Source organism: Croceitalea dokdonensis DOKDO 023, from assembly GCF_001306415.1.
GTDB lineage: Bacteria > Bacteroidota > Bacteroidia > Flavobacteriales > Flavobacteriaceae > Croceitalea > Croceitalea dokdonensis.
Genome location: NZ_LDJX01000003.1, coordinates 318,615 through 343,844, shown reverse-complemented (window position 1 = coordinate 343,844; position 25,230 = coordinate 318,615). Strand labels below are relative to the sequence as shown.

General features: G+C 42.4%; 21 protein-coding genes. 17 read left to right on the top strand and 4 right to left on the bottom strand.

What is annotated here, in order from left to right:
* The first annotated feature begins 20 nt into the window (after positions 1 to 20).
* The 3 genes from I595_RS08630 to I595_RS08620 all read left to right on the top strand — a co-directional run bounded on the left by I595_RS08630 (position 21) and on the right by I595_RS08620 (position 5,668).
* Positions 21 to 2,363, top strand: coding sequence for a hypothetical protein (locus I595_RS08630; RefSeq protein ID WP_157449702.1), 2,343 nt, complete (start codon positions 21 to 23; stop codon positions 2,361 to 2,363).
* Between the two features lie 119 nt (positions 2,364 to 2,482).
* The gene (locus tag I595_RS08625; RefSeq protein WP_157449701.1) at positions 2,483 to 4,819 is read left to right on the top strand and encodes a hypothetical protein; all 2,337 of its coding nucleotides are present in this window, start codon (positions 2,483 to 2,485) and stop codon (positions 4,817 to 4,819) included.
* Positions 4,820 to 5,146: 327 nt separating this feature from the next.
* Positions 5,147 to 5,668, top strand: coding sequence for a ferritin (locus I595_RS08620; RefSeq protein WP_054559011.1), 522 nt, complete (start codon positions 5,147 to 5,149; stop codon positions 5,666 to 5,668).
* A gap of 237 nt (positions 5,669 to 5,905) precedes the next feature.
* Here I595_RS08620 and I595_RS08615 read toward each other — a convergent pair whose 3' ends face one another.
* The 3 genes from I595_RS08615 to I595_RS08605 form a co-directional block, all read right to left on the bottom strand.
* Entirely contained in the window at positions 5,906 to 6,295 is a 390-nt protein-coding gene (locus tag I595_RS08615; protein WP_157449700.1) for a hypothetical protein, read from the bottom strand.
* Positions 6,296 to 6,497: 202 nt separating this feature from the next.
* A complete protein-coding gene (recQ, locus tag I595_RS08610) occupies positions 6,498 to 8,585 on the bottom strand; it encodes a DNA helicase RecQ (protein ID WP_054559009.1) in 2,088 nt (695 codons plus the stop codon).
* Between the two features lie 127 nt (positions 8,586 to 8,712).
* Entirely contained in the window at positions 8,713 to 9,045 is a 333-nt protein-coding gene (locus tag I595_RS08605) for a single-stranded DNA-binding protein (protein WP_054559008.1), read from the bottom strand.
* Positions 9,046 to 9,267: 222 nt separating this feature from the next.
* Here I595_RS08605 and I595_RS08600 point away from each other — a divergent pair, with 222 nt between their 5' ends.
* The 10 genes from I595_RS08600 (at position 9,268) to I595_RS08555 (ending at position 19,864) form a co-directional block, all read left to right on the top strand.
* Positions 9,268 to 9,561, top strand: coding sequence for a GNAT family N-acetyltransferase (locus I595_RS08600; RefSeq protein WP_054559007.1), 294 nt, complete (start codon positions 9,268 to 9,270; stop codon positions 9,559 to 9,561).
* Positions 9,562 to 9,626: 65 nt separating this feature from the next.
* Entirely contained in the window at positions 9,627 to 9,953 is a 327-nt protein-coding gene (locus tag I595_RS08595; protein ID WP_054559006.1) for an FEKKY domain-containing protein, read from the top strand.
* Positions 9,954 to 10,001: 48 nt separating this feature from the next.
* Complete coding sequence (locus I595_RS08590; RefSeq protein WP_054559005.1) at positions 10,002 to 13,151, top strand: VPS10 domain-containing protein; 3,150 nt, start codon at positions 10,002 to 10,004, stop codon at positions 13,149 to 13,151.
* Positions 13,144 to 13,716: a pentapeptide repeat-containing protein gene (locus I595_RS08585; protein WP_054559004.1), complete on the top strand. Its 573-nt coding sequence runs from the start codon at positions 13,144 to 13,146 to the stop codon at positions 13,714 to 13,716. Before I595_RS08590 ends, I595_RS08585 begins: the two co-directional genes overlap by 8 nt.
* A 16-nt stretch (positions 13,717 to 13,732) precedes the next feature.
* Entirely contained in the window at positions 13,733 to 14,224 is a 492-nt protein-coding gene (locus I595_RS08580) for a DUF6265 family protein (RefSeq protein ID WP_054559003.1), read from the top strand.
* A 2-nt stretch (positions 14,225 to 14,226) separates the two neighbouring features.
* Positions 14,227 to 14,580, top strand: coding sequence for a hypothetical protein (locus tag I595_RS08575; protein WP_054559002.1), 354 nt, complete (start codon positions 14,227 to 14,229; stop codon positions 14,578 to 14,580).
* A gap of 145 nt (positions 14,581 to 14,725) precedes the next feature.
* A complete protein-coding gene (locus I595_RS08570; protein WP_054559001.1) occupies positions 14,726 to 14,932 on the top strand; it encodes a hypothetical protein in 207 nt (68 codons plus the stop codon).
* Positions 14,933 to 15,020: 88 nt separating this feature from the next.
* Positions 15,021 to 17,363: a TonB-dependent receptor gene (locus tag I595_RS08565; RefSeq protein WP_054559000.1), complete on the top strand. Its 2,343-nt coding sequence runs from the start codon at positions 15,021 to 15,023 to the stop codon at positions 17,361 to 17,363.
* A 26-nt stretch (positions 17,364 to 17,389) separates the two neighbouring features.
* Entirely contained in the window at positions 17,390 to 18,655 is a 1,266-nt protein-coding gene (locus I595_RS08560; RefSeq protein ID WP_157449699.1) for a hypothetical protein, read from the top strand.
* 12 nt (positions 18,656 to 18,667) lie between these two features.
* Complete coding sequence (locus tag I595_RS08555) at positions 18,668 to 19,864, top strand: PepSY-associated TM helix domain-containing protein (protein ID WP_054558998.1); 1,197 nt, start codon at positions 18,668 to 18,670, stop codon at positions 19,862 to 19,864.
* A 365-nt stretch (positions 19,865 to 20,229) separates the two neighbouring features.
* Here the strand turns inward: I595_RS08555 and I595_RS08550 are convergent, their stop codons facing one another.
* Positions 20,230 to 20,697 carry a CBS domain-containing protein gene (locus tag I595_RS08550; RefSeq protein WP_054558997.1) on the bottom strand — a complete coding sequence of 156 codons (468 nt, stop codon included), beginning with the start codon at positions 20,695 to 20,697 and terminating at the stop codon, positions 20,230 to 20,232.
* Positions 20,698 to 20,815: 118 nt separating this feature from the next.
* On the opposite strand from I595_RS08550, the gene I595_RS08545 reads away from it, so the two are divergent.
* From I595_RS08545 to I595_RS08530, 4 genes are all read left to right on the top strand, one after another.
* Positions 20,816 to 23,098 (top strand): M28 family peptidase, encoded by a 2,283-nt coding sequence (locus I595_RS08545; protein WP_054559123.1) that lies wholly within the window; start codon positions 20,816 to 20,818, stop codon positions 23,096 to 23,098.
* A 32-nt stretch (positions 23,099 to 23,130) separates the two neighbouring features.
* Positions 23,131 to 23,898 (top strand): NAD-dependent epimerase/dehydratase family protein, encoded by a 768-nt coding sequence (locus I595_RS08540; protein WP_262485533.1) that lies wholly within the window; start codon positions 23,131 to 23,133, stop codon positions 23,896 to 23,898.
* A gap of 127 nt (positions 23,899 to 24,025) precedes the next feature.
* A complete protein-coding gene (locus I595_RS08535) occupies positions 24,026 to 24,403 on the top strand; it encodes a hypothetical protein (RefSeq protein ID WP_054558995.1) in 378 nt (125 codons plus the stop codon).
* Positions 24,404 to 24,527: 124 nt separating this feature from the next.
* Positions 24,528 to 25,223, top strand: a complete 696-nt coding sequence (locus I595_RS08530) for a hypothetical protein (protein WP_054558994.1) — start codon at positions 24,528 to 24,530, stop codon at positions 25,221 to 25,223.
* Positions 25,224 to 25,230 lie beyond the last annotated feature (7 nt).

The window sequence follows — 25,230 nt, the reverse complement described above, 5'->3', positions numbered from 1 at the left end:
CTTACAAAAATTCCATGGATATGAAAAAGGGTTTTATTTCAATACTCGCTTTATTCTATTTCGTTAATATCCCAGTATTTGCGCAAAATGATGCTATCATAGAAGCATTTGGGACGTATACGGAATTACCTAGGGAGGTGGTCTCTGTCCATCTAAACAAAACCATATTTTTTAAAGAAGAAGAAATAGGTTTTCAGGCCTATGTCTTTGAAAAAGGAACAAAATTACTCTCCCAAGAGACCCGCAACCTTTACTGCATGCTAGTAAATGAAGAGAACCAGGTAGTAAAACAAAAAATGGTTTTGATCAATGACGGATTTGGGCATGGTAGCTTTGCAGTGGACAGTTCTATGGTACAGGGTAAGTACAAGTTTAAGGCCTTTACCAATTGGATGCGCAATTTCTCAGAAAACAATGGTTACAGCCAAGAAATCGTGGTTGTTGATGTTAATAAGCCAGAAATAGTCGAAAAATCAAAGGGTGTTAAGGTTGATGCGCAATTTTTACCCGAAGGCGGACACGCTTTGGCTGGGGTGGACAATACCTTTGGGGTCATTATAAAGGATCAAAATGGCCTAGGGGTAAAAAACCTTAAGGGAATCATTACTACAGATGAGGGACACCAAGCCAGTAGTTTTGAGCTTGATCAATTTGGCATCGGGAGATTTATCCTTATTCCAAAGCACAATGTTAATTATTACGCTGAATTTGAAATTGGTGAACAACGATTTAAACGAAGTATAGGCACCATTAACAAAGCAGGTATCAACCTACAACTAACGGATTTAAAAAACGAAGTTGGCATTGTGTTGAATTCAGTAGGCAGCAAACAAAAAAAATATCAGATGGCCCTTCACAACGGTCTTGACATTAAAATGATAGATATTGATTTCTCTTCCAATCCAAAACAAATCAAGGTCTTAAAGAAAGAGGATTTATTTGATGGCTTAAATATCATCACCGTTTTTGACAAGAATGGTAATCCTCTACTGGAAAGGCTCTATTTTAACTTCCAAGACGTGGAACGATTCCGCCTTGGTAACGATTACAGCATCACCCATGCCAATGACTCCATTCAAGTAAAGTTGCATTTGGGCAAGCTAACGACCAGCGCCCTTACCAGGCTTAGCGTTTCCGTTTTACCCAAAGAAACGTTAGCTTATGCCAGTTCACAGAACATACTATCGCAATTACATCTAAATCCTTATTTGAGGGGCCATGTGCAAGACGCACCATATTACTTCACGGAAACTACAAGAAAAAAACAGTTCCAATTAGACAATTTGCTAATCACCCAAGGCTGGAGCAGCTATGATTGGCATACCATTACCACAAAACCGCCCCAATATCTTTTTGATTTTGAAAAAGGCATTACCCTAATAGGGCAAGTAAACAAAAAAGAGGATACAGAAATCTTATTGTCTCCATTGGAAAACAACAGTTTTGAGTCTTTCTCCGTATCCGCAAAGGAACCTGAATTTACCCAAGACCAGCTATACCCCTACCAAGACGAGCTATTACGATTTTCTGAAGTAAGGGGGGAAGCAGTGGCCAAGAGCGTCCCATTATATGCAAGGTTCAAACCCAGTAGTATACCCATTTTAAGGTTTAATGGAAAGACGAACGGTAAGATTAACAATCAATTTCTAGTCACCAATGCCACTGATATTTACGAAGGATTTAAAGGGTTTGAAAAAATTACGGAGTTGGATGAGGTGATGGTTCAAAAGAATCCACGGAAAGAACGCGTTAAAAGACTTAAGGACAAGTCTATGGGCCAAGTTATTGCCTTTGAAGAAGATGATTATAGGCGCAGGATGTTTTTAGGGGATTACCTGAGTCAATTTGGCTTTTATGTTTCAGAGGCAGACGGACGGTTCAACATTGCAACCATCAATCCTAACTCCCCCAACAATAACCAACCGCTCATTTATTTAGACAACATTCTACTGTCTAGCTACAATGTTTTGGCTAGGTGGCGTATGGATGTTATTGATTACATCGAAATTAATCGTTCTGGCTTAGGCGGCGGTATTCTGGGAGGTGGTGGTATCATTAAAATTTTTACCGACCCACAACTTGCTTATAAAACCTCAAAAAAAGCACCAATGTTCAATGAGGTAGCTATTCCTTTGGCGTTTTCCAGGCCAAAACGGTTCTACACACCCAAATTTAATAGCTACCAAGACGCCGTGTTTAAAAGTTTGGGCGCCATTGATTGGCACCCCAACTTGAGCACGGATGGGCAGGGCAATGTTTCCTTTAAAATCCCAAATTTAGGACTGGACCAAGCCCAGATGTTCATAGAAGGGGTGGTCAATGGAAATCAATTGGTATCTGAAATGAAAATTGTAGATTTTTAAAAGAAACATTTTTATCCCCCGGTAGAGTACGGAAGGCTGCCGAGGCAAATAAGAAAATGATTCAGCTAAATACAAAAGTGAATTCACAAAAGAACTATAACAATTAAAATCGAAACAATATGGGCAAGTCACTTCAAATCAGCTGCATTATGTTGCTCTTTACTTCTGCCATTTTAGGTCAGGACAAGAGTTTTATTGACAACTTCGAATCGTATACGGCAATGCCAAGGGAGGTGGTTACGCTACATTTAAATAAAACTGTTTTTTTAAAAGGTGAAGAAATAGGTTTCCAAGCCTATGTATTTGAAAAAGGCACCAACGAATTATCATTACAGACCAAAAACCTGTACGTGGTGCTTTTAAACGCCAAAGACAGTGTGGTAAAAAAGAAATTGGTCTTAATGGAAAACGGATTTGGCCATGGAACTTTTACATTGGACAAAACCCTTAAAGTAGGTGACTATAGAATCGAGGCCTTTACCAATTGGATGAGGAACTTTTCTGAAAAAAACCATTACAGTCAGCAAATCCACCTAATTGACACCAATACACCCTTAGCCAATCACATGGTAGACAAGGATAAGGGTATAGATGCCCAATTTTTACCGGAAGGCGGCCATGCCCTTGCCGGCGTGGAAAATACTTTTGGAGTGATTATAAGAGACAGTAACGGCTATGGGGTTTCTAATGCTAAAGGCTTGATTAAGGATAAAAACGATAGAATAATCGCTGACTTTAAGGTAGATAATTTTGGCATAGGGCGTTTCTTGATGACACCAAGGCCAAACACGGAATATATGGCGTTTGTAGATGTAGATGACCAAACCCACCGTTTTGAACTTGGCCCTTTTAGGTCTAAGGGAATCAACCTGCAAGTCACAGAACTGGAAAAAACGGTAGGTATTGTATTCAACAAATCTGGATTCCAAGATGAAACGTTTGACCTTGCCATTCACAATGGCCTAAACATTAATGTTATTGAGGTTGACTTTGCATCCAACCCTAAACAGATCATCTTAATTGAGAAGGAAAACCTGCATAAAGGCATCAATATTTTCACGCTCTTTGACAATAAGGGCAATCCGCTATTAGAACGCCTATATTTTAATTTTGATGCACTCAAGGATTATTCCTTTACCAAAATAAAAGCCCCTGCAGTCAAAAAAGATTTAGATTCCATAGAGATAACACTTGCCATGGATGATATAAATCTGGAAAAATTATCCCGGTTGAGCATTTCCGTGCTTCCCAACGAATCCCTGGCTTACGGAAGTCCCCATACCGTTGCATCTTACCTTCATGTTATTCCGTATGTTAGGGGCAACGTCCAGGACGCTAGTTACTATTTTACCGATCCAGACAACAAAAAGAAGTTCCAATTTGACAATTTGCTGCTCACCCAAGGTTGGAGCAGCTATGATTGGTTCAGCATAGAAAACAAAAAACCAGAATATTTGTTCGATTTTGAAAAAGGGCTTTCGGTCATTGGCCAAGACAATCAAAAAATTTCAAAGGAACTATTCTTGCATCCTTTGGAAAACAACGATTTCAAAATATTTTCTGTAGACGAAGAATCCAATACGTTTATAGGGGATTTGCTATTCCCGTACGAGGATGAGGTAATCAGGGTATCGGATATCGGTGGGCAGAGCTTGGCAAAAGCAGCAGCCGTTTATTTACGATTTAAGCCAAATGCAATCCCAAAGGCAAACTGGCAGAACGACACCTACAACGGGCTTAAAAACATGTATACGGTGCTCCAAGCCCAAAGCCTATTGTCGGGGTTTCAGGGATTTCAGGAAATCATCACGTTAGAGGAAGTTAATGTCACCGCAAATAGAAGAATGGAGCGCTTAAAAAAAATAAGGGACCGTTCTTCTGGTCAGGTATTTATTTTCGGTGAAAATGACTTTAGGCGAAATTTGTTTTTAGATGATTATTTACGCCGTATAGGTTTTGGTTTTGGAGGAGGTTTTCAACAGGGACCAATTACCTCTGCCACAGACGGTACCATACCACTACTTTATGTCAACGACATGATACTCAACGATTTTGACAACCTTGACATGTGGCGTATGGACGAGGTGGATTATATTGAAATCAATAGATTTGGAAGAAGAACAGGAGCCTTGCATCCCAGTGGTGAAATACGTGTCTATACCGACCCTAGTCTTGCCCGGGTTAATTTCAGCAAACAAAACCCTTACAATGAAGTACAGGTACCTTTGGCCTTTTCAAGGCCAAAACGCTTCTATAACCCAAAATACAACAACTATAGTGATGCTGTTTATAAAGCATTTGGCGCCATAGATTGGCACCCCAACTTGAGCGCGGATGGGCAGGGCAATGTTTCCTTTAAAATCCCAAATTTAGGACTGGACCAAGCCCAGATGTTCATAGAAGGGGTGGTCAATGGAAATCAATTGGTATCGGAAATCAAGACCATTAGACTATAAACACCCATTGTGCATTTTGGTGAAAATTCGTCAATTCGAGTGATTTTTTGATACCAAGTACCGGAAAATAGTATTGAGGATGAGAGTTTTAGCAATGAAACCTTGTTCTCGATACTTTTGCTTCCAGAAAAAACTCGAACTGACGGTTTTAAATCTAAAAAGCATCGAAAATGCACAACGGGTTATAAACCTTTGTTTATGGTGCTTTCCATGGTAATGTAGATTTTAATGTGTGCTTATTTAATCTATTTCCAAATTCGTGCACTTAACAAAACGCTAATACTTTAGGCCCTTTGTTTTCGTAACTTTACCTAAAAATTAGCACAGATGTTATCAAAAAAACTAGAGAAAGCGCTCAATGCGCAAATACGCATAGAAGCAGAATCCTCACAAGTGTACCTATCCATGGCCTGCTGGGCAGAGGTAAAAGGACTTGAAGGTGTCGCAGGCTTCATGTACGGACATTCCCATGAAGAACGGATGCACATGTTAAAACTGGTGAAATACGTAAATGAACGTGGCGGCCACGCCATCGTTTCTGACTTAAAAGCGCCTCCAATTGAGTTTGGCAGCCTTCCAAAAATGCTTAAAGCCCTTTATGACCATGAGGTCTTTGTGTCCCAAAGCATCAATGAACTGGTTCACGTTACCCTAGAAGAGAAAGACTACGCCACCCATAACTTTTTGCAATGGTACGTTGCAGAACAACTGGAAGAAGAAGCATTGGCAAGAACAGTGCTGGACAAAATCAATCTCATTGGTGACGATAAGGGCGGATTGTATTTGTTTGATCGCGACATTCAACAACTTACGGTGGAAAGTGCCGCTTCCGAAACCATGGAAGAGTAATTTTAACAATTGCCTTTATTTAGATTAATTTAAAATAATATATTTTTGTTTCATTCTAATTTAAGGATGGGCAAAAAGCAAAAGAAATCGAACAACCATAAAAAGGGTAAACTCAAAACGTTGGCCCCAAAAGGTTGTAAGACCAACTGCTGTAAAAAATACAAGAAAAGTGAGTCCAAGCGCTGCAAACGCTGTCCTTGCTACGATTTGGCAAAGAAAGTCGCATAGAAAAAAGCCTCAGTTTTTAATCTGGGGCTTTTTTGTTTGTGGTAATGAAGCATACTGAGCGGTAGCGGCATGTTCTTTATAAAATTGGGATTTCAATACAAACCGCTCCCCATGCCTACACGATTCATCACATGAAAGTTCGTGAATACGATACAGTTCGGCCTTTTTGTTGATGTAAGTGCGATACCCCTCCGGGTTTTTGGCCAATAGCTGCTCCTCAAAAATTTGTTGGTCTTTCCAAAAATCGTCATCATCCACACTAGAGGGCAAGTTTAACCCTTGTTCATAGCTGGCATCTTTTTTTGCCAATTGCTGGTAGAAGGACAAGGAAGGTTGATGATTGCCTTGCCCAAACCCTAAAGCCGGAACTAGAAAAACCACCCACAATATGTTGAACATTTTTACCTTCATGTTTTTACTTACGTAATTAAAACGCTATTTGGTTTGCTCGCGTAACACTAGCATCCTTAATATACTGTGGATTTATCAGTGCACATCAAAAAATAGTCCTCCTAGCCAATTCCTTCGGTAATAGGCGGGCATTTGGTTTTAGGAGCGGTAGACTAGGTGGTATAGCACTACCTAGATGATATTTAAAAAGCTAAACGTCCAATAGATACAAGCCTATTTTAATTTTCCAATAGGGCATTTGTTCCTCAAAATATTTAAAATAGGCTTTTAGCCCCTCTGCATGGGGTAGGTCTTCTTTTGCATCAGCCAGCAAATCTAGTTCTTTGGCCGTTACAAACTGGTTTAAATCAACGGCTTTGCCCTCTGCTTCCGCTTTCATTAAATGCCCGTAAACTGTGTTCTCGGCCAAACCACGCTGCACTGCAATATCAGTAATAGACAATCCTTCCTTAAACAATTGGTACGTTTTTAGGTGGGTTGTAACTTTTGCCTTGCCAGCAACAGTATGTTTTTTTATCTCCTTTAGAAAAGCCTCTGCATACTTTTCCAATTTAGCCTGCCCTACCCCACTGATCTCCAAAAACTCTTTGTGGTTCTGGGGCATTTTTGCTTCCATATCCTTAAGGCTGACATCACCAAAAATAACATAGGCCGGAACGCCTTCCGCAATGGCAATTTGGTGGCGCAATGCCCGTAACTTCTCAAATAATGCAGAACTTTTGACCTTTGCCGTTTTGACGGTCTTGGTTTTGACATGCTCTTTTCCCAATAGGGCAAGTTGTATGGACTGGTTGGAATACAGCACCTTATTGGCCAGGGGTGTCAGCCCAATCCTTGAACCCTCTTTAAAATCAACATACAATACGCCTTGGTTAAGCAACTGGACCATATATTGCTGCAAATCTGACCAAGAGACATCGGTTACAGCCCCAAAGGTCTTAATATGTTGATACCCCTTTGCGTACACCTGTGCGTTCTGTGCCCCACGAAGCACGTCTATGACCATTCCCATGGCTTCTTTTTGCCTTAGGCGCGCCACTGCGGAACAAATTTTCTGGGCCAAAACCGTACCATTAAAATAGGCGGGGGGCTTTTGGCACCTATCGCAATGGCCACAAGCATCCGTTAAATGTTCGCCAAAATAATTCAACAGCGCAATCCTGCGACAACTGAGCGCTTCCGCAAACTGCTGCATACGTTCCAACTTGGCGTATTCTACCATGGCATTTTCACTCTGCGCAATAAATTTTCGCAATTGGGCCACATCACCAAAACTATAAAACAATAGGGCGTGGGCAGGTAGACCGTCCCGGCCACCACGGCCAATTTCTTGGTAGTAGCCTTCTATATTTTTAGGAAGGTTGTAATGGATTACCCAACGAACGTTACTTTTATCTATGCCCATTCCAAAGGCAATTGTGGCTACAATAATGGGTACCCTATCCGTTATAAAATCTTCTTGTACGCCGCTGCGCTCGTCGGGAGGAAGGCCCGCGTGGTAGGCTTTGGCCTTATAACCAGCAGCTATCAATTTACCCGCAATGGCTTCGGTACTTTTACGGCTCAAACAGTACACAATACCGCTTTCGGCAGGATGGTCTGCCAAGAAATTCAAGATATGTTTCATCCGGTCCTGGGCCGGTTTAACCTCCAAATAAATATTGGGTCTATCAAACGATGCCAAATGCCGCTCCGCAGCGGGAATATGCAACTGATCTACGATATCATCCTGGGTAGTCTTATCTGCTGTTGCGGTAAGGGCTATAATGGGGACGTTGGGGTAGGTGTCCTTTAAACTGCCCAGCTGGGTATAGGCGGGCCTAAAATCATGTCCCCATGAGGAGATACAGTGCGCCTCATCAATGGCAAAAAGGCTAATGTCAATGGTCTCCAATACAGCTGATACCAGCTTAATGCTTTCCGGTGCCACATAAAACAGCTTTAGCTCCCCGTTCTTAAGTTGCTCAAAAATGGCAGCTTGGGTGTCCGTAGACTGTGAGCTATTGTAATAAGCCGCGGCAATACCGTTGGCCTGTAGCATATCTACCTGGTCCTTCATCAAGGCAATCAACGGGGATACCACAATGGCCGTGCCTTGAAAAGCCATGGCAGATAATTGAAAACAGAGCGATTTACCGCCGCCTGTGGGCATAATGGCAAGCACGTCTTTTTTGGCTAAAACATCCTCTATAATCGCTAATTGGTTGGGTTTAAAACTATCGTACCCAAAATGGGTTTTTAAAAGCGGTAGTAAGGCCTTTGCCGTGGGTATCGTCATTGGTACAAAAATAGGGATTGTAATTTGGTATTTTAATGGGCAAGAGTCTTGGGCCGCACTCAGACTGACATCCTGGTTAACCTAGTATCCGGATGTCATTCTGAGCACAACCAAAAACCATCCAATCTTATTTCCCCAACATCAACAGCTCATTGCAGCGAACCTCCGTGATGTACCTTTTCTCCCCCTCTTTGGTCTCATAACTGCGGTGGGTAAGTTTACCTTCTAAGGCAACTTGTTTTCCCTTGTTCAAATAATTCTCTACAATTTCTGCGGTTTTGCCCCAGGCCACAACATTGTGCCATTGCGTATCATCCACTTTTTCACCTTTTGCGTTCTTGTAACTTTCGCTTGTGGCAATGGAAAACCTGGCCACTTTGTTCCCATTCTCCAAGTTTACGATTTCTGGGTCCTGTCCTAAATTACCAATCAACTGTACTTTGTTTTTTAATGCGTTCATCTTTTTTAATTTTACGGGTTAACAGTTCATACTATCGAACCACCTTGATTCGACAGGGCAAACCTACTTCCACCCTTAAAAAAAATTCGGTTAGGAATTGTTTATTTTCGTTTACAAACGTTTGTAGTCGTTTACAATTTATTATAAAACATTAAAAAACATACAGTTAACTCAGAGTTGAAGAAAATAAAAAAATTGTAATTTAACCAAAATAACACCGCAATGCGCTATACCCTGATAGACAACCCATCTTTAAAAGGATATGAATTTCACATAGAAGATAAGGTGGCCAGAATTGAATACATTAAAGCACAGGACAAAATCTATCTTACCCATACCGAAGTTCCCCAAGCGTTGGAAGGTAGAGGCATTGCTTCACAACTGGTACAACAGGTTTTAGAGGATATCAAAGCTAAGGATTTGACTTTGGTGCCCATGTGTCCCTTTGTCGCCATGTATGTTAAACGGCACCCTGAGTGGAAATCCTTGGTGTTAAAAGGTATCAATATTTCGTAATAACCAACCTTAGAACAATTCTTGTGACATTTAGAATCACATATCGACTTTTTAAGAAAATAAGAATGAAACGCTTTAACCTTATAATGCTAGTAGGGTTTCTTTTGTTGGCCTCTCCCCTACCAACAATCGCTGCCTATAAAATGGAAACTAAACCTACAATAACAACTTTGGATAGTTTTATATATTATGGCATTGTTGCTACCATTACTGACGAGATGAAATCATTTACCCAAAAATACAAGGTGGGTTTCACCAATGCTGGATGCCTAATTCTAAATATGGACACAACCGAATCCCATAATCTTCAAATTGCACAGCGTCTTACAAAGGAACTTGGGCATGACGACTGGATAGTTGAACTCCCTTTTAAAGTTATTGGGGTGAATTGATTTTGGACTGGATTTTAGTATCTTTCACAGACACGAAAATCCAACCTTATGAGAACACTACTCTTCCTTGTTTCCCTTCTTATGCTTTTGCCTGGTAACGGTGAGGCGCAGCGCAAAAAAAAGAAATCTGACCAACCTGCGATCATTGTTACAGATTCTATGTTTACGGGTCTCAAATGGCGTAATATAGGTCCGTTTCGCGGTGGTAGAAGCGTTGCCTCAACAGGGGTTGTAGGCCGGCCAATGACCTATTACATGGGGAGCACTGGCGGCGGAATCTACAAAACTACTGACGATGGCATTACTTGGAAAAACATTTCCGACGGACAGTTAAACACTGGAACGGTAGGGGCCATTGCGGTGGCGGAAAGCAACCCCAACATTGTGGTGGCAGGCATGGGAGAACATGCCGCACGGGGGGTCATGACCTCCATGGGTGACGGGGTCTACAAATCTACGGATGCCGGCAAAACCTGGAAACATATGGGGCTTGATGAAAGCCGACATATTTCTGATGTCATCATCCACCCTACCCAACCAGACATCATGTTTGTATCCGTGCAAGGGGCACAGTATGGCCCCAGTGCACAACGGGGCGTTTACAGAACCACCAATGGTGGGGAAAATTGGGAACGGGTACTTTATATAGACGAACATACCGGTGCTTCTTCACTGTCCATGGATATGACCAACCCGCTGATCTTATACGCCACCATGTGGGAGCACAGACGCTATCCATGGTTAATGGAATCTGGTGGACCGTCTTCTGGTATCTATAAATCGGTTGATGGTGGCAGCAGCTGGAAACAACTTAAGGAAGGCTTGCCCAAAGTCATGGGCAAAATGGGCATTTCAGTCTCTAGGGCAAATCCAGAACGCGTTTTTGCCGTGATTGAGGCAGAGGGGGATAAAAGCGGGGTTTACCGCAGTGATGATGCCGGTAAAAAATGGAAACAGGTGAACAAAGACCGCATTAATATTACACGCTCTTGGTATTATATGGAGATTTTTGCCGACCCACAAAATGAGGACATCGTATACGTGCTTAACGCTCCTATGACCAAATCCATTGATGGCGGAATGTCTTTTACGCCCATACCAACACCACATGGGGACAACCACCACTTATGGATACATCCTTACGACAACCAAAAAATGATCAATTCCAATGATGGGGGCGCCAATGTGTCCAACAATGGTGGTAAAAGCTGGAGTACACAACAAAATCAGGCAACATCACAGTTCTACCGCGTTATCACAGATAATGTAGTGCCGTACCATGTGTACGGTGGCCAGCAAGATAATTCTGCCATCGCCATTGCTAGCCGTACCAATGATGCCGGCATCGACTGGAAAGATTGGTATTCGGTAGCCGGTTGTGAAAGTGCCTTTCTCGCTTTTGACCCAGATGATCCAGAAGTGGTCTATGGGGGCTGTTACCAAGGCATCATAGAAAAATGGGTGAAAGCCTCACGGGAGGGCAAACCTATAAAAGAATATCCTGAACTGGGTCTGGGCAAAGTGCCAAGGGATTTTAAATACCGATACAATTGGAACGCGCCCATCATTAGTTCACCGCATGACAGAAACACCATTTACCACGCCGGAAATGTAGTTTTTAAAACCAACGATGGCGGCCAAAACTGGGAGGTAATAAGCCCAGACCTGACTAGAAACGAAAAAGACAAACAAGGTCCCGGTGGGGCGCCATTTACCAATGAGGCCGCTGGAGGTGAGAATTACAATACTTTGATGTATTTGGTAGAATCTCCCCATGAAAAAGGGGTCCTATATGCTGGTAGCGATGATGGCCTGCTGCATATCACCAAGGATGGTGGTGCAAATTGGTTAAACGTGACCCCGCCCAATATAGGCAACGGAATCATCAATAGTATAGAGGTTTCCCCACACGATGCGGCAACGGCCTACATCGCCGTAATGCGCTATAAATCCATGGACCTACGACCTTATATCTTTAAAACCGCTGATTACGGACAAACCTGGACAAAAATCACCAATGGCATTTCAGATAAGCACACCTTTGTGCGTGTGGTCAGAGAGGACAAAAAGAAAAAGGGACTGCTATACGCAGGCACGGAAACCGGTCTTTACGTTTCCATGGACGATGGGCAGTTTTGGCAAAAACTGCAATTAAACCTTCCGCTGGTACCCATTAATGACCTGATCATACAAGACAACGATTTAGTTGCGGCAACGGCAGGAAGGTCTTTTTGGATTTTGGACGACCTAGGGGCCATACAGGATAGTTTCGACAATACTCAAAGCCTGAGGCTCGTCACCCCAAAACCAAGCTATCGTATTTTTGGGGGCAGTCAAGATAAGCCGCAACCCGGTTTAGGGCAAAATCCAAAATCTGGGGTAACCATAGACTACTTCCTACCAAAAAAATTGGACACTACAACATTGGTATTGGATATCATCAAGGATGGAAAGCTGATACGTTCTTACAGCAGTACCAAACCAAAGGCGTTCAAATCATGGGCGGGCGGACCGTCCAAACCAGCGGTACTGCCCACCAAAAAAGGATACAATCGCTTTACCTGGGACCTAAGGACAGCTGCCCTTCCCAGTATTGAAAATGTATTTGTATTTGGCAATTCCAACGGGTATCGGGTGGGACCCGGAAGTTACACTATTAGGATGACACTCAAGGAAGAAGTGGTGGAAACGACTGCCGTTGTATTGGCCGACCCAAAAATTTCGGGCACTCCGGCCGACTACCTTGAACAGGAAAACGTGCTACAGACCATTGACGCCACCGTAAAAGAAATGCACCAGGCGGTGAACCAGATGCGCTCTGCCAAAAAACAATTGATTCATTACGAAAAACTGTTAGAAGAGCATCAACCAGCTAAGGAATTGCTAGAAAAAAGTAAAGACCTCAAAAAAAGAATCACAAGCTGGGAAGAAAACCTGATCCAACCCAAGCAAAAAACATTTCAGGACGTCATCAACTTCAACAACCAGCTTAATGCAGATTTGCTGCACTTAAAGGGGTTTGTGGACGTTTCCGAGCCCAAGGTTACCAGTGGTGCCAAACAAAGACTTAAGGACCTACTCACCGATTGGGGAGTTTACAAAAAAGAAAAAGATGACATTGTGGGCAAGGAGATGAGAGAATTCAACCAACTGTTCAAAACCTTGGACCTGCCCGCCTTAATCCTTGCTGATGAATAAGCCATTTGTGGCCGATACCGTTTTTAAACAGGAAGATTATAGAAAAACGGCCCTTCCTAAGGCAGACTATGAAGCATGTACTTTCGTAGACTGCCAATTTCAAGCGGGCTATCTAGACAACCAGAACTTTGTGGATTGCACGTTTATGGATTGTGATATGACCAACGCAAATGTGGCACACACCATTTTTAATGGTGTTCACTTCCAAAACTGCAAACTACTCGGCGTTCAGTTTGATAAAGCCGAAAAAGGCCTGCTCCAAGTACAATTTACCGATTGCAATTTGACACTAGCGGTCTTCTACGGATTAAAACTCTTAAAAACAAGCTTCCCGGGCTGCAACCTTAGCCATGCAGATTTTACCGAAACGGATTTAACAGAGGCCAATTTCGCTTCCTGTAATCTAGACCGAGCTATTTTTGAACGTACTTCCTTAAAAAAAGCAGACTTTACAAAAGCACATCATTTTAACATTGATCCTGAAAAGAATCAGGTAAGCAAGGCCAAGTTTGCACAGGAGGGCCTAATGGGTTTATTGAAAAAATACGATATTGTAGTTCAATAACACCAAAACACCAGCCATGAAACTATTGATGCTTGGAGCCTTGCTACTTTCCCAGTTGTGCTTGGGACAGAATACCCTACAATTGGCCAAAGGCCAAGAATCTCCCAAGGCCCACTTGGATTTGGTCAGTTTTATGGAAGGCCGGTGGGTTGGGACCGCATTTGGAGGGGAAACAGAGGAAATCTGGAGCCCCCCGGCAGCAGGAAGTATGATGTTTGTATTTAAGCACATATTGGATGGTAAGGTAAACTTTTACGAAATTGGCCATATTCGCAAACGTAACAACAGCTTGGTTTTTGAGCTAAAACATTTTGGTGCAGACCTTAAGGGATGGGAAGCCAAGGATGAAGTGCAGCAATTCCCGTTTATCAAAGCGGAAGGAAACCGGGTCTATTTTGAAGGTTTTACTTTTGAAAAAGTGAACGAGTCGGAAATTAACATTTACGGACGTATGGGAAATGAGGATGGTACCACTTCAGAAATGGTGTTTCATTACAATAAAGCATAACCATGAAAACCTGTTTGGAATGTAATGAGGAGTTAAGAGGAAGAATAGACAAAAAATTCTGTTCTGACTACTGCCGTAATGCCTATAACAACAAACTCAACAAGGATAGCAAAAACCTTATCAGAAACATCAATAACAGACTTCGCAAAAATTACCGGGTGTTGGACAGCTATGAACTTAAAGAGGGGAAGACACGCACCACAAAATCCCAACTGACCAATAAGGGGTTCCATTTTGAATACATCACCGGCATCTATACCACCAAGAAAGGGAGCACGTATTATTTTGTCTATGACCTAGGGTACCTGCCCCTGGACAATGACTACTATATGATCGTAAAGAGGGACGGCGCTTAGTGCCAAAACCGGAAGTTTTTACAAGCGGCTTTAATACCAGGTAAATCAGCCTTAAAATAAGGAGAAGCACTTTTTTTTAGACACCAAAGGCATAGGCTTTTGCTCTGGGGCATTGTCCTCGTAGCTGCAAAAACCAAAGGCTTATATGGGAAAATCCATAAACAGCAAGACCAATCTTTTTGGTGTTAAAAACACCCCAGTTTTAAGTTCCATAAAAGCGCTACAAGGGGACCTATTAAAAAGAACGACAAATGGAACTGAAATAAGATATTTTTCGATTACACTTAAGCTGTTCCGTAAAACGGCCGTTTTTAGGGAATGTAGAAATGTACACTCCTTAACCATTTCTTAAAATTCTAAAAGAAAAGAAAAAGTTGAACAGAATTGGATGTTGATCGTTCGTGAGTTATATTCGCCATTATTTATATTAAGTCTAAATAATGATAAGAATTTTTCTTCTTTTAATTTTAACAGCTCCAATTCAAATCATTGCTCAAACCAATAAGTCGACGCTTAATGGAAAGGTAATGGACCAAAATAAAAACCCCGTTCCTTTTGCTACTGTTTATTTGGAAAATACACCCGATAATACCGTTACCAATAATAATGGCACGTTCCAATTAACAGGAGTAGAATTTGGAGAGTACAACCTCATTGTTTCACTGATTGGCTATAAAACCCGGAAGATTGCGATTGAAGTAAACCAGAAAATCGTCGAAATAGGTTCAATAGGTGTTGTAGAGGATACCGAGCAATTGGACGAAGTTATAGTCCAAGGAGAATCCGTGAAGGATAAAATGGAGCGTTCCGCCCAGGCCGTCACCGTTTTGGAAACCGCCGAGATAAAACTACAGACTGCGGACCTCGGTCTGGCGTTATCGAGGATTGAAGGGGTGAATGTCAGGAGAAGTGGGGGACTGGGTTCCCAGACACGATTCTCCTTGAACGGCCTTACCGATGAACAGATACGATTTTTTCTCGATGGTGTGCCTTTGCGACTTGCGGGGTATCCCTTTGGTATCGCCAATGTACCAGTCAATCTGACTAACCGTGTCGATATTTTCAAAGGTGTCGTTCCCGTGCGTTTTGGCTCCGATGCGCTTGGCGGTGCAGTTAACTTGAACAGCACCCAAAATATGAAGGGTTCAAGACTGGAAGCATCCTACCAGACAGGTTCCTTCGGCACCCATCGTGCCACATTTTCCTTCAACCGTCAAAAAGAGGGCTCACGATTTTTCTTTGGTGCGAACGCCTTTTATGATTTCACCAATAATAATTATGAAATTGATGTCGAAGTGCCCGACGAACTGGGTAGGTTGCAACCAGCTACCGTCGAGCGGTTCCACGACACCTACGAGGCCAAGGGGTTGGACGTAAAGGCGGGATGGCAGTTCAAGACCGACGGTTTGGTTTCTGTTCGTGCCTTTGCCAACGATAATGAGCAGGATATACAAAACAATCTGATCATGACCATCCCCTATGGGGAGGTACTATCTGAAGGTGCGAATTATGGTGCGCAGCTTCGTTTCGTGAAGAATCTGTCAAAACGCCTTTCAACAAACAGTGTTTTAGGGTATACCTATGATGAGACCCGTTTTCTGGATGTTTCCGAATGTGTATATGACTGGTTCGGCAATTGTATTCGAGAGCGTACGGTTCCCGGAGAGATTGGAGGTCCCAGTGACCAATTGATTTGGGATAATGTCGTGTATGGAAGAATAACCTTCGATTATCAATTGGGTACCAACAGTAAACTGGTATTTGCCTCTGCAATAACACATACCACCAGAACTGGTGACCAACGTATTCAGGCCGACCCCGATGCCATAGACCCTCTGTCGGCAGAGCAAAGAAATTTCGCTTTTGTGAACGGCCTTGAGTTCGAATGGAACTCTACCAATGAAAAGTTCCAAAACCTATTGTTCTTTAAGGATTATTACCAAGATGTAAAGGCTGAACAGCCCAATCTTGGAGGGAATATCAACCGCGACCGCAACTCGCACAATATTGGATTCGGTAACAGTTTTAGGTATAGGGTAAGTGAACGAATCGACCTGAAGGCCTCTTATGAATGGGCCACGCGCCTTCCGAATACCCAAGAAATTTTTGGCGACGGGGTGCTGATAGGGCCAAACCTGACCTTGGAGCCTGAAAGGAGCCATAATGCCAATTTGGAGTTCAGTTACAGAACAACACATTTGAACAAGTGGAATTTACAGTTCAATGCCAACGGTTTTTTTAGGGAAGCGGAGCACCTCATTCTTCTTTTGGGCACCGATAGGATATTTGCCTACAACAACGTTTTTGAGGCGAGGTCACTGGGTGTTGAATCCGGTGTAAGGACAAGTTCACCGAACGACCGTTTTCAATTTGGTTTCAACGGTACATTTCAAGATTTCAGAAACATTTCAACGGATGGTCCTTTGGCAGGGTTCAACGGAGATCGTATTCCGAACCGACCTTATGTTTTTTTCAATGGCAATGCGGGCTATACAATTCCCAAGTTGTTCGATATTGACGATGGTCTTAACCTGTTTTGGAATGCGCGATACGTAAACGAGTTTTTTCGGGGATGGGAAAGCTCTGGCATACGGGAGTTCAAGGATACCGTACCCGAACAATTTATACACAACGCCGGGTTCACCTATAGTTTTCCTTGGCAAAAAGTGAAATCTACTTTCACTGCCGAAGTCCAGAATTTTACCGACGAAAAGGCATTCGACTTTTTCGGGGTGCAAAGACCGGGCAGGGCATTTTTCTTTAAAATGAATTTTTCAATATAAATATGTACAATTTAAAAACCATGATTATGAAAATGAATAGATTTAGTTGGATTACCATATGTCTGCTGGCACTTGCGATCACCATTGTTTCTTGTAGTGATGACGACCCTGATCCTACACCTCCGCAACAGGGCGGAGACAATCCTGATAATCCTGATGCCGGGGGAGAAGAACCAGGCGACCTATTTGTGTTAAGTCATTCCGTTTTCGGTACCGACGTGAATACATCTTACGTTACCACCGTGACCGATCTTGACAATACTTCCGTGGAGTTCGAGACCAGTGACTTATCACAATTTGTGGAATTTTCAGGCGTAGGAACGGTGCATGCCCTACCTGAACAAAAAGTGGCTTATTATTATTCAGGTGAAGATGCCACGGTGACAGAACTACTTTTTGCCGATGACAATACGGTATCCCTAGGACGTGAAGTCTCCTTTGCCGGGCTTGGAGTGACCAATGCTAACTTTGGAAGTAAGCTCCATGTGGCAAATGACAAGGCTTTTGTATTCAGTAGACAGACATCTGAACTAATTGTTTGGAATCCAGAGGATATGTCCATCATTGAATCAAAACCGTTGGGTATCACCGTACCAGCGGGAGATAACCTAATACAGGGCGACTTTTTTACTGTTGACGGCAAAGCCGTGCTCATAACAGGCTTGGTCGATGAGAACTTCCTTGCCAGAAGACAAGGGGTAAATGTAACTGTTATCGATATAGCGACGAACAACGTTGACAGCACCACTACCGATGACAGGACCACCTTTATGTCATCATCGGCCATCGATGCCAATGGCAACCGTTATTTTGGCCCCAATGACAATACTTCGGGCCAACATTTCCTGACGCCGGATGATTCTGCAAAACCTGTGATATTGCGAATGTTGGCAGGTCAGACCAGTTTTGACCCTGATTGGTCCTACGACCCTACGGATGATCTCGGATCTGTCCTATGGGGATGTTGTACCCAAGGAGCCGATGGTAATATTTTTATTCAGTCCTTTCCAGAAGATGGAGAGGGCGTGGCCGAAGTGCAACAGAATTTTGAATTTGGGGCTTTTCCTTTCGATTGGTATGATTTTGATACTTCAGGGCCTTCCGTGTCCACGGCCAATACCAATGCTAAGGGAATCCCATTTGGAGGTGCTATTCCAGCGGGCGGTGAAGGCTATCTCGTTATTTGGGACGATGTGAACAGTAGATTGCTCCGTACCACTGCACCTGGAGGTCCCCAAGACGGTATCGCCAAGGTGCCTGGATTTATTTATAATATTGTAAAGGTTAGATAAAGGAGGGGGAATATGTCCAAAAAAACTTCTTTTCGATTTAAAAAGGCCGTTGGGCAACTTCATTTGTGGCTTGGCCTATTTTCGGGATTGATAGTAGTAATTTTGGGCATTACTGGTAGTATCTATGCCTTTATTGACGAGATTAAGCCGGTCGTTTACCACGACCGGTTTTTTGTTGAAGATCAGGACGGGCAACAAACCATTGCGCTAGATAGCCTTTTGTTGGTTGCCCAAAAAGGACTGGGGGATAACTATCCCGTTAAGTATCTTCAGGTTCAAGGCGATTCTGATAGGACATATTCATTTACTACCTATGAAGCCGATGACAGCGAAGTCTTGACTTATTTTGGGGAAGTAGAGGACAATCGGACGGCTTTTGTAGATCAGTATTCGGGTAAAGTGCTCGATATTGAAAATACCAAACTCGAGTTTTTTAGGTTGGTACTGGGGATTCACTGGAGCCTTTTGCTGGTGGATCGATATGGGCAGAACATTATAGGGATTGCAACCTTGATTTTTGTCATTATACTAATTTCTGGAATCATATTATGGTGGCCAAAAAACAAGAGCGCGACAAAACAAAGGGTTTGGTTCCGATGGAAACCAACCACCAAATGGAAAAGAAAGAACTATGACCTCCACAACATTTTAGGGTTTTATTTCTCCTTTATCTTTTTGATTCTGGCCATTACGGGCTTGATGTGGGCCTTTGAGTGGATGGATGACGGGGTAAGGGAAATTGCTGGTTTCGAAACAGTGAACGATGAATCGCAGAAACGGATTTATGGCAAAAAGGAAATCGACACCCGTCAACCCCTTCAGGGGATATTGGACTATGCCAAGGAAATATCGCCTGATTCTCGGGACATTTTTATCGGCCTACCGGAAGAAGGCTCTTCGGAAGCTTTGATGTTCGTCACCGAACAATCCTATGCAAGGAACAAAGTCATATTCGATATCAGCACAGGACAGATTGTTGAAAAAGATTTCTGGAACGACCGTAACACCGCACAAAAGATAGTCGACCTTCAATATGAGATTCATGTAGGTTCCATATTGGGATTACCCGGAAAAATTCTCGCATTCTTTGCAGGGTTGATTGCGGCCAGTTTACCCATAACAGGGTTTTATATTTGGTGGGGTCGAAGAAAAAAGAGAAAACGTTCAAAAAAGCCATTGAAGGGCTCTACGGATTTTAGTTTGAGTTAGTTTGATTCGAAAGCCGGGGGTCTATGATGATTTTCGGCTTTTTTGATTGTGCTTTAAAAGGAACCTTTTACGGAACTGTTTGGTTAGTTCTGAGTTTCCATTTCATAATTGAGAATTAGAACATCATTTTTTTATGAAATCCCAATATCTTAACCTCTATTGACCAAGTTGTCCTATTTTACCGCTAGGTGGTCACCAGCTCCATATGCGTTTCAAATCTGCATATTGCCATCCCAACTCTTTAATAGACAAACCAGAAACGTTTTCCCTTCAAGGTAAAGGGAGATGTGTACGCTTCTATTTTTGGGAAATATAATCTTTTCATGACCGTAAACATCCATTTGCCCATTGAGGCTTACGGACATTTACCAATTCTGCCCACTAAGCTTTAAAGCCGCGATTACAATGTCCTTACGACTGATCTGCCCTACCAGTATACCATCTTTCATCACGGGCAACCTCCTACGGTTATGACGGTCAAAAATTCCAGCGGCATCAAAAATACTCATGTCGTGCGGGATGGTTTCTACATTCTTGGTCATGAACCGTTCCACGCTTTTGTCCAAAATGGGCTGGTTAAAATAACGGCTTTCAGAAATGGTCTTCATGCAATCTGCCTCAGAAATAATCCCAACCAAAAATCCGTTGTCATCAATCACCGGGCCTCCAGAAATCTTATTTTTTGCAAATGATTCCATCACCGCAAGGATAGATTGGTCTGGAGCAAATTTGATCAACTTTCTGGTCATATAATCCGAGACCAAAATAGGTGCATCACCAGTTTTTTTTGCATCTGTTTTTGCCCTTTGGCCCTGAAAACTCTTGATTGCCATAACTGTTTATTTTTAGGTTGATTTCCTAAGATAGTGAATTTTAATGAATTATGAAAGTAGTTGCAGCTCTACCGGTTCCGTATAGATTTTATACATTTATCCTTCAACACGGATGCCCATGCGATTTTCAAGAACTTTATGCCTGCTACTGGCCATTTTTGCCGCTTATTACAGTTTTAAGGCCTTAATGCCCAAGTACGATAGCAAGGAGACCCCAGAAATAGGGTCATTCTCCACCAAACGCGCGCTAGAACATGTAAAAGCATTGAGCTTGGAGCCCCATGCCGTTGGTTTTAAAGGACACCAACGCGTAATAACTTACATTACGGGAGAACTCAAAGGGTTGGGACTAGAGGTAGAATTACAAGATGGGTATACCGCAGGAGACTGGGGCAACCTTAGCCGTGCCGTTAATATCATGGCCCGTATCAAAGGCAGCCAAGCAGGCGAAGCCCTGTTATTGTTGTCGCACTATGACAGTAATCCACATTCCTCCTACGGCGCCAGTGACGCAGGAAGTGGGGTAGCCACCATATTGGAAGGGGTACGTGCATTTCTGGCCAACAATCCTAAACCCAAAAACGACATCATCATCTTAATTTCCGATGCGGAGGAATTGGGACTTAACGGGGCCGATCTTTTTGTCAAGGAACATCCCTGGACAAAGGATGTGAAGCTGGTGTTGAATTTTGAGGCCCGTGGCAGCGGTGGTCCCAGTTACATGCTCATAGAGACCAATAGGGGAAATACACGCCTCATTGAGGAATTTACCAAAGCAAATCCCCAATATCCGGTGGCAAATTCTTTGGCCTACAGCATTTACAAGATGCTACCCAACGATACCGATCTTACCGTCTTTAGGGAAGATGCTGATATTGAAGGCTTCAACTTTGCTTTTATTGACGATCATTTTGATTACCACACTGCCTTGGATACCTATGAGCGATTAGACAGAAATACCTTGGCCCACCAAGGTAGTTACCTAATGCCGCTCTTGAATCATTTTAGCAATGCAGATTTAGGTAATCTAAAGAGTTTAAACGACCATGTGTATTTTAACGTACCCTTTTTTAGATTGGTTTCCTACCCGTTTGAATGGATTTGGCCCATGTTTGGTCTAGCGGTGGTTAGCTTTATCGTTTTAATCCTCATTGGGTTTAAAAAGAAAAGTCTTCAAACGACCCAACTATTTAAAGGTTTTATTCCCGTGCTTTTAGTATTGCTCATAAACGGAGGCATTGGATATATTGCATGGCCCACGCTAACAAAATTATATCCTGCATTTGGTGATATGCTCCATGGGTTCACTTATAACGGACATTCCTATATCTGGGCATTTTCTTTACTGGCCCTTGGAATCTGCTTCCTTATTTACAACAGGTTCCGTAGTATCTCAACAGCCAATTTATTGGTTGCGCCTACCTTGGTTTGGTTACTTATTAGCGGTCTTGTCGCCTCCAAACTTCAAGGTGCCAGCTTTTTTGTTGTTCCGGTTTTTGGCCTACTGGTAGCTTTACTGGTGCATGTCAACCAAGAAAAACCAAGCCCTTATCTCCTATTGTTTTTGGCGCTGCCCGCCCTATTGATTCTTACGCCCTTTATTAAAATGTTTCCTGTTGGATTGGGGCTCAAACTGTTAATTGCTACAACAGTCTTTGTTACCTTAATTTATTTCTTTTTGATTCCCCTTTTGGGATTGACGAACCATAAAATGCGTTTTGCAGTGATCACTTTTTTGGTCTGTTTGATGTTTAGTATCGGTGCGCACAAAAACGCCAGCTTCTCTAAAGAGCAACCTAAGCCCAGTAGTTTATTATATGTTTACGATGCGGATGCCAATACCGCCAAATGGGCAAGTTATGACAAAGTGCTTATCCCATGGAACCGCCAGTTTTTAGGAGAAAATGAATCGCTTCCAGAGGACAACTTGTCCAACAACACCATTAGCAGCAAGTACAACACGGGGTTTAGGGCCGTCTCCAAAGCGGAGACAAAAGCCCTTGCCGAACCAGAAATTGAGGTCGTACAAGACACCATAATGGATGGCCTAAGACACCTGAACATCTGTTTTACCCCTAAGCGAAACGTTAACCGGCTAGAGGTGTTCACCAATGATATTGACCTCATTAAAGCATCAGTAAACAAGATAGTATTGTCTGAGCATTATTTGGCCAACCGTAGGAACGGAAAACTGGTGACCCATTACATCACAGATAATGACTATACAGAACTACAACTGCTCATTACCCCCAATGATAGCTTGGAACTTACGTTTTTTGAGGCATCCAATGACTTATTGGAACATGCGTTGTTCTCGGTACCGGATAGGCCAGAAAATAGCATCCCCATGCCCTTTGTGCTCAATGACGCCATTCTTATCACCAAAAAACTAAAGCTCTGAAAACAAGCGTAGGTGTTTTAGGCTGTGGCTGGTTGGGTACGCCATTGGCAGTGTCCCTTTCAAAGGAAGGTTACCGGGTGAAAGGAAGCACCACCTCCACCACCAAAATTAAATCATTGCAAAAGCTTGGGATAACACCTTATATCATCAGGCTAATGGAGGAAGAAATCCAGGGAGACCTGGTAGATTTTCTTATGGACGTGAATGTGCTCATCATAAACGTTCCTCCCGGCCTTAGAAATCCTGCCAAGGGCAGTTATTTTAAAAGAATGGAATTGCTGCTGAAAGCAGTAAGGGCTTCGACAGTTAAAAAAGTGCTTTTTGTGAGCAGCACATCGGTCTACGGGAATGTAACGGGCATCATTACGGAACAAACGGAACCTCAACCCCAAACTTTGTCCGCAAAGCACATATTGGCGGCCGAGCAGCTCCTACGAGGAACAACAACTTTGGAAACTACCGTTTTAAGGTTTGGTGGGCTTATTGGACCCCAAAGACATCCTGTTAACACCCTATCTGGCAAAACAGGGCTTGAGAATGGAAATGACACCATTAACCTTATCCATTTGGATGATTGTATTGCCATGATAATCAACATCTTAAAAAAAGGGTATTGGAATAGGACGCTTAATGGTGTGTATCCACATCATCCCACCAAAAAAGAATATTATACCAAAAAAGCATTGGAACTGGGTATTCCACCTCCAAGTTATGTGTCTACCAGAGCCAAAAAGCAACCGAAAATTGTTAAAACCGCCGATTTTTATGTTAAAAGGCATCCTTTTTTGACATCTATCTAAGAAGAATTCACCACGCTTTTTACATTTCTTGCAACAATTAAGATGATTTTATGTTAATCAACTGTTTGATTTTAAAGGGCTTATCGACAAAATACATAACTTTAAATATATCAAAATAGTTATAGTCATGGAAAATTCTAGTTTAAAATCAAAAATCTTGATGGAAGTGGAGCGCATCATTTCCAAGGGTAGTAGCCAACAAAAAATTTCCAAAAAAATGGAAGATTTTTATACCGCAATTATAAAAAAATACTACAATGCCACCGATGTGCAGATTGACTATCATCGCCGTCGTGTAAAAATGAACGTAATCCTTGATGAATCCCTTTACCAAGCAAGGACGGCTAACGTAAATTTACCCATGGTACCGGTAAATCTATTTTTTCTAAGCTTTGGTTCCTTCTTAAAATCCTGTTTGCAGAAGGACAACAAAAGCATAGCGTTTTACGCAACTTTGCTTTCCAATCTCAAAAAAAGACCGCTACAAGAATTGCTGGTACATTAATACAAGAATCCATGCGATGAAAGGGGCTTTTGCCCCTTTTGTGGTTTATGGGTCTTACTACTTTCTTTAACATACATAGTCAGTTAATTTTTTTAGTTTTGCCGCATTCAAAATAAGAATCAAAATGAAAAAATTACTTTTTATTGTAGTATGCGCAATTGGTTGTGTTGCCATGGCACAGACCAAAACAGAAATGCAGAAACACTATGAAGATTTTTACCGTGAAATGCGGATACAGGGAGACGTGAATGGAGTTATCCATGCTTTGACGCATTTAAATGTCATCTCACCCTCCAAACAGAGAAAGGACACCTTGGCGTATGTATACATGAACAATAACCAACATGTGCAAGCCTTAAATACCATTGGTATTGATAAGCAGGATGATGATTCCAGCCTTGCTGTACAAGTAAAGGCCGTATCCCTAAAGGCATTGAACCAACCAAAACGCGCTTTGGAACATTTTGAGGTGCTTTTTAAAAGAACCCCAAGTGCCTATCTCGCTTACGAACTAGCGGATTTAAAACTACAAACGGGTGATAATGAAGGAGCCGAGGCAGACATCGAGTACGGTATGGCAAACGCTACCGCCGACATGAAATATGCATTTTATGAACGTCAACAACCGTATGAAGTTCCTTTAAAAGCCGCTTTTTTGCATTTAAAGGGCCTTAGGGTTTACAATAATGACAAAGCTAAAATTGATGAGGCCATTGCCTTTATGGACCAAGCCCTTGAACTAGACCCAAACTTTAATTTGGCCAGCCTTAGCAAACAAGCCCTTTCCTCAAGAAAAAACGAAGGCAAAGCGGCCGAATAAGCGGTTG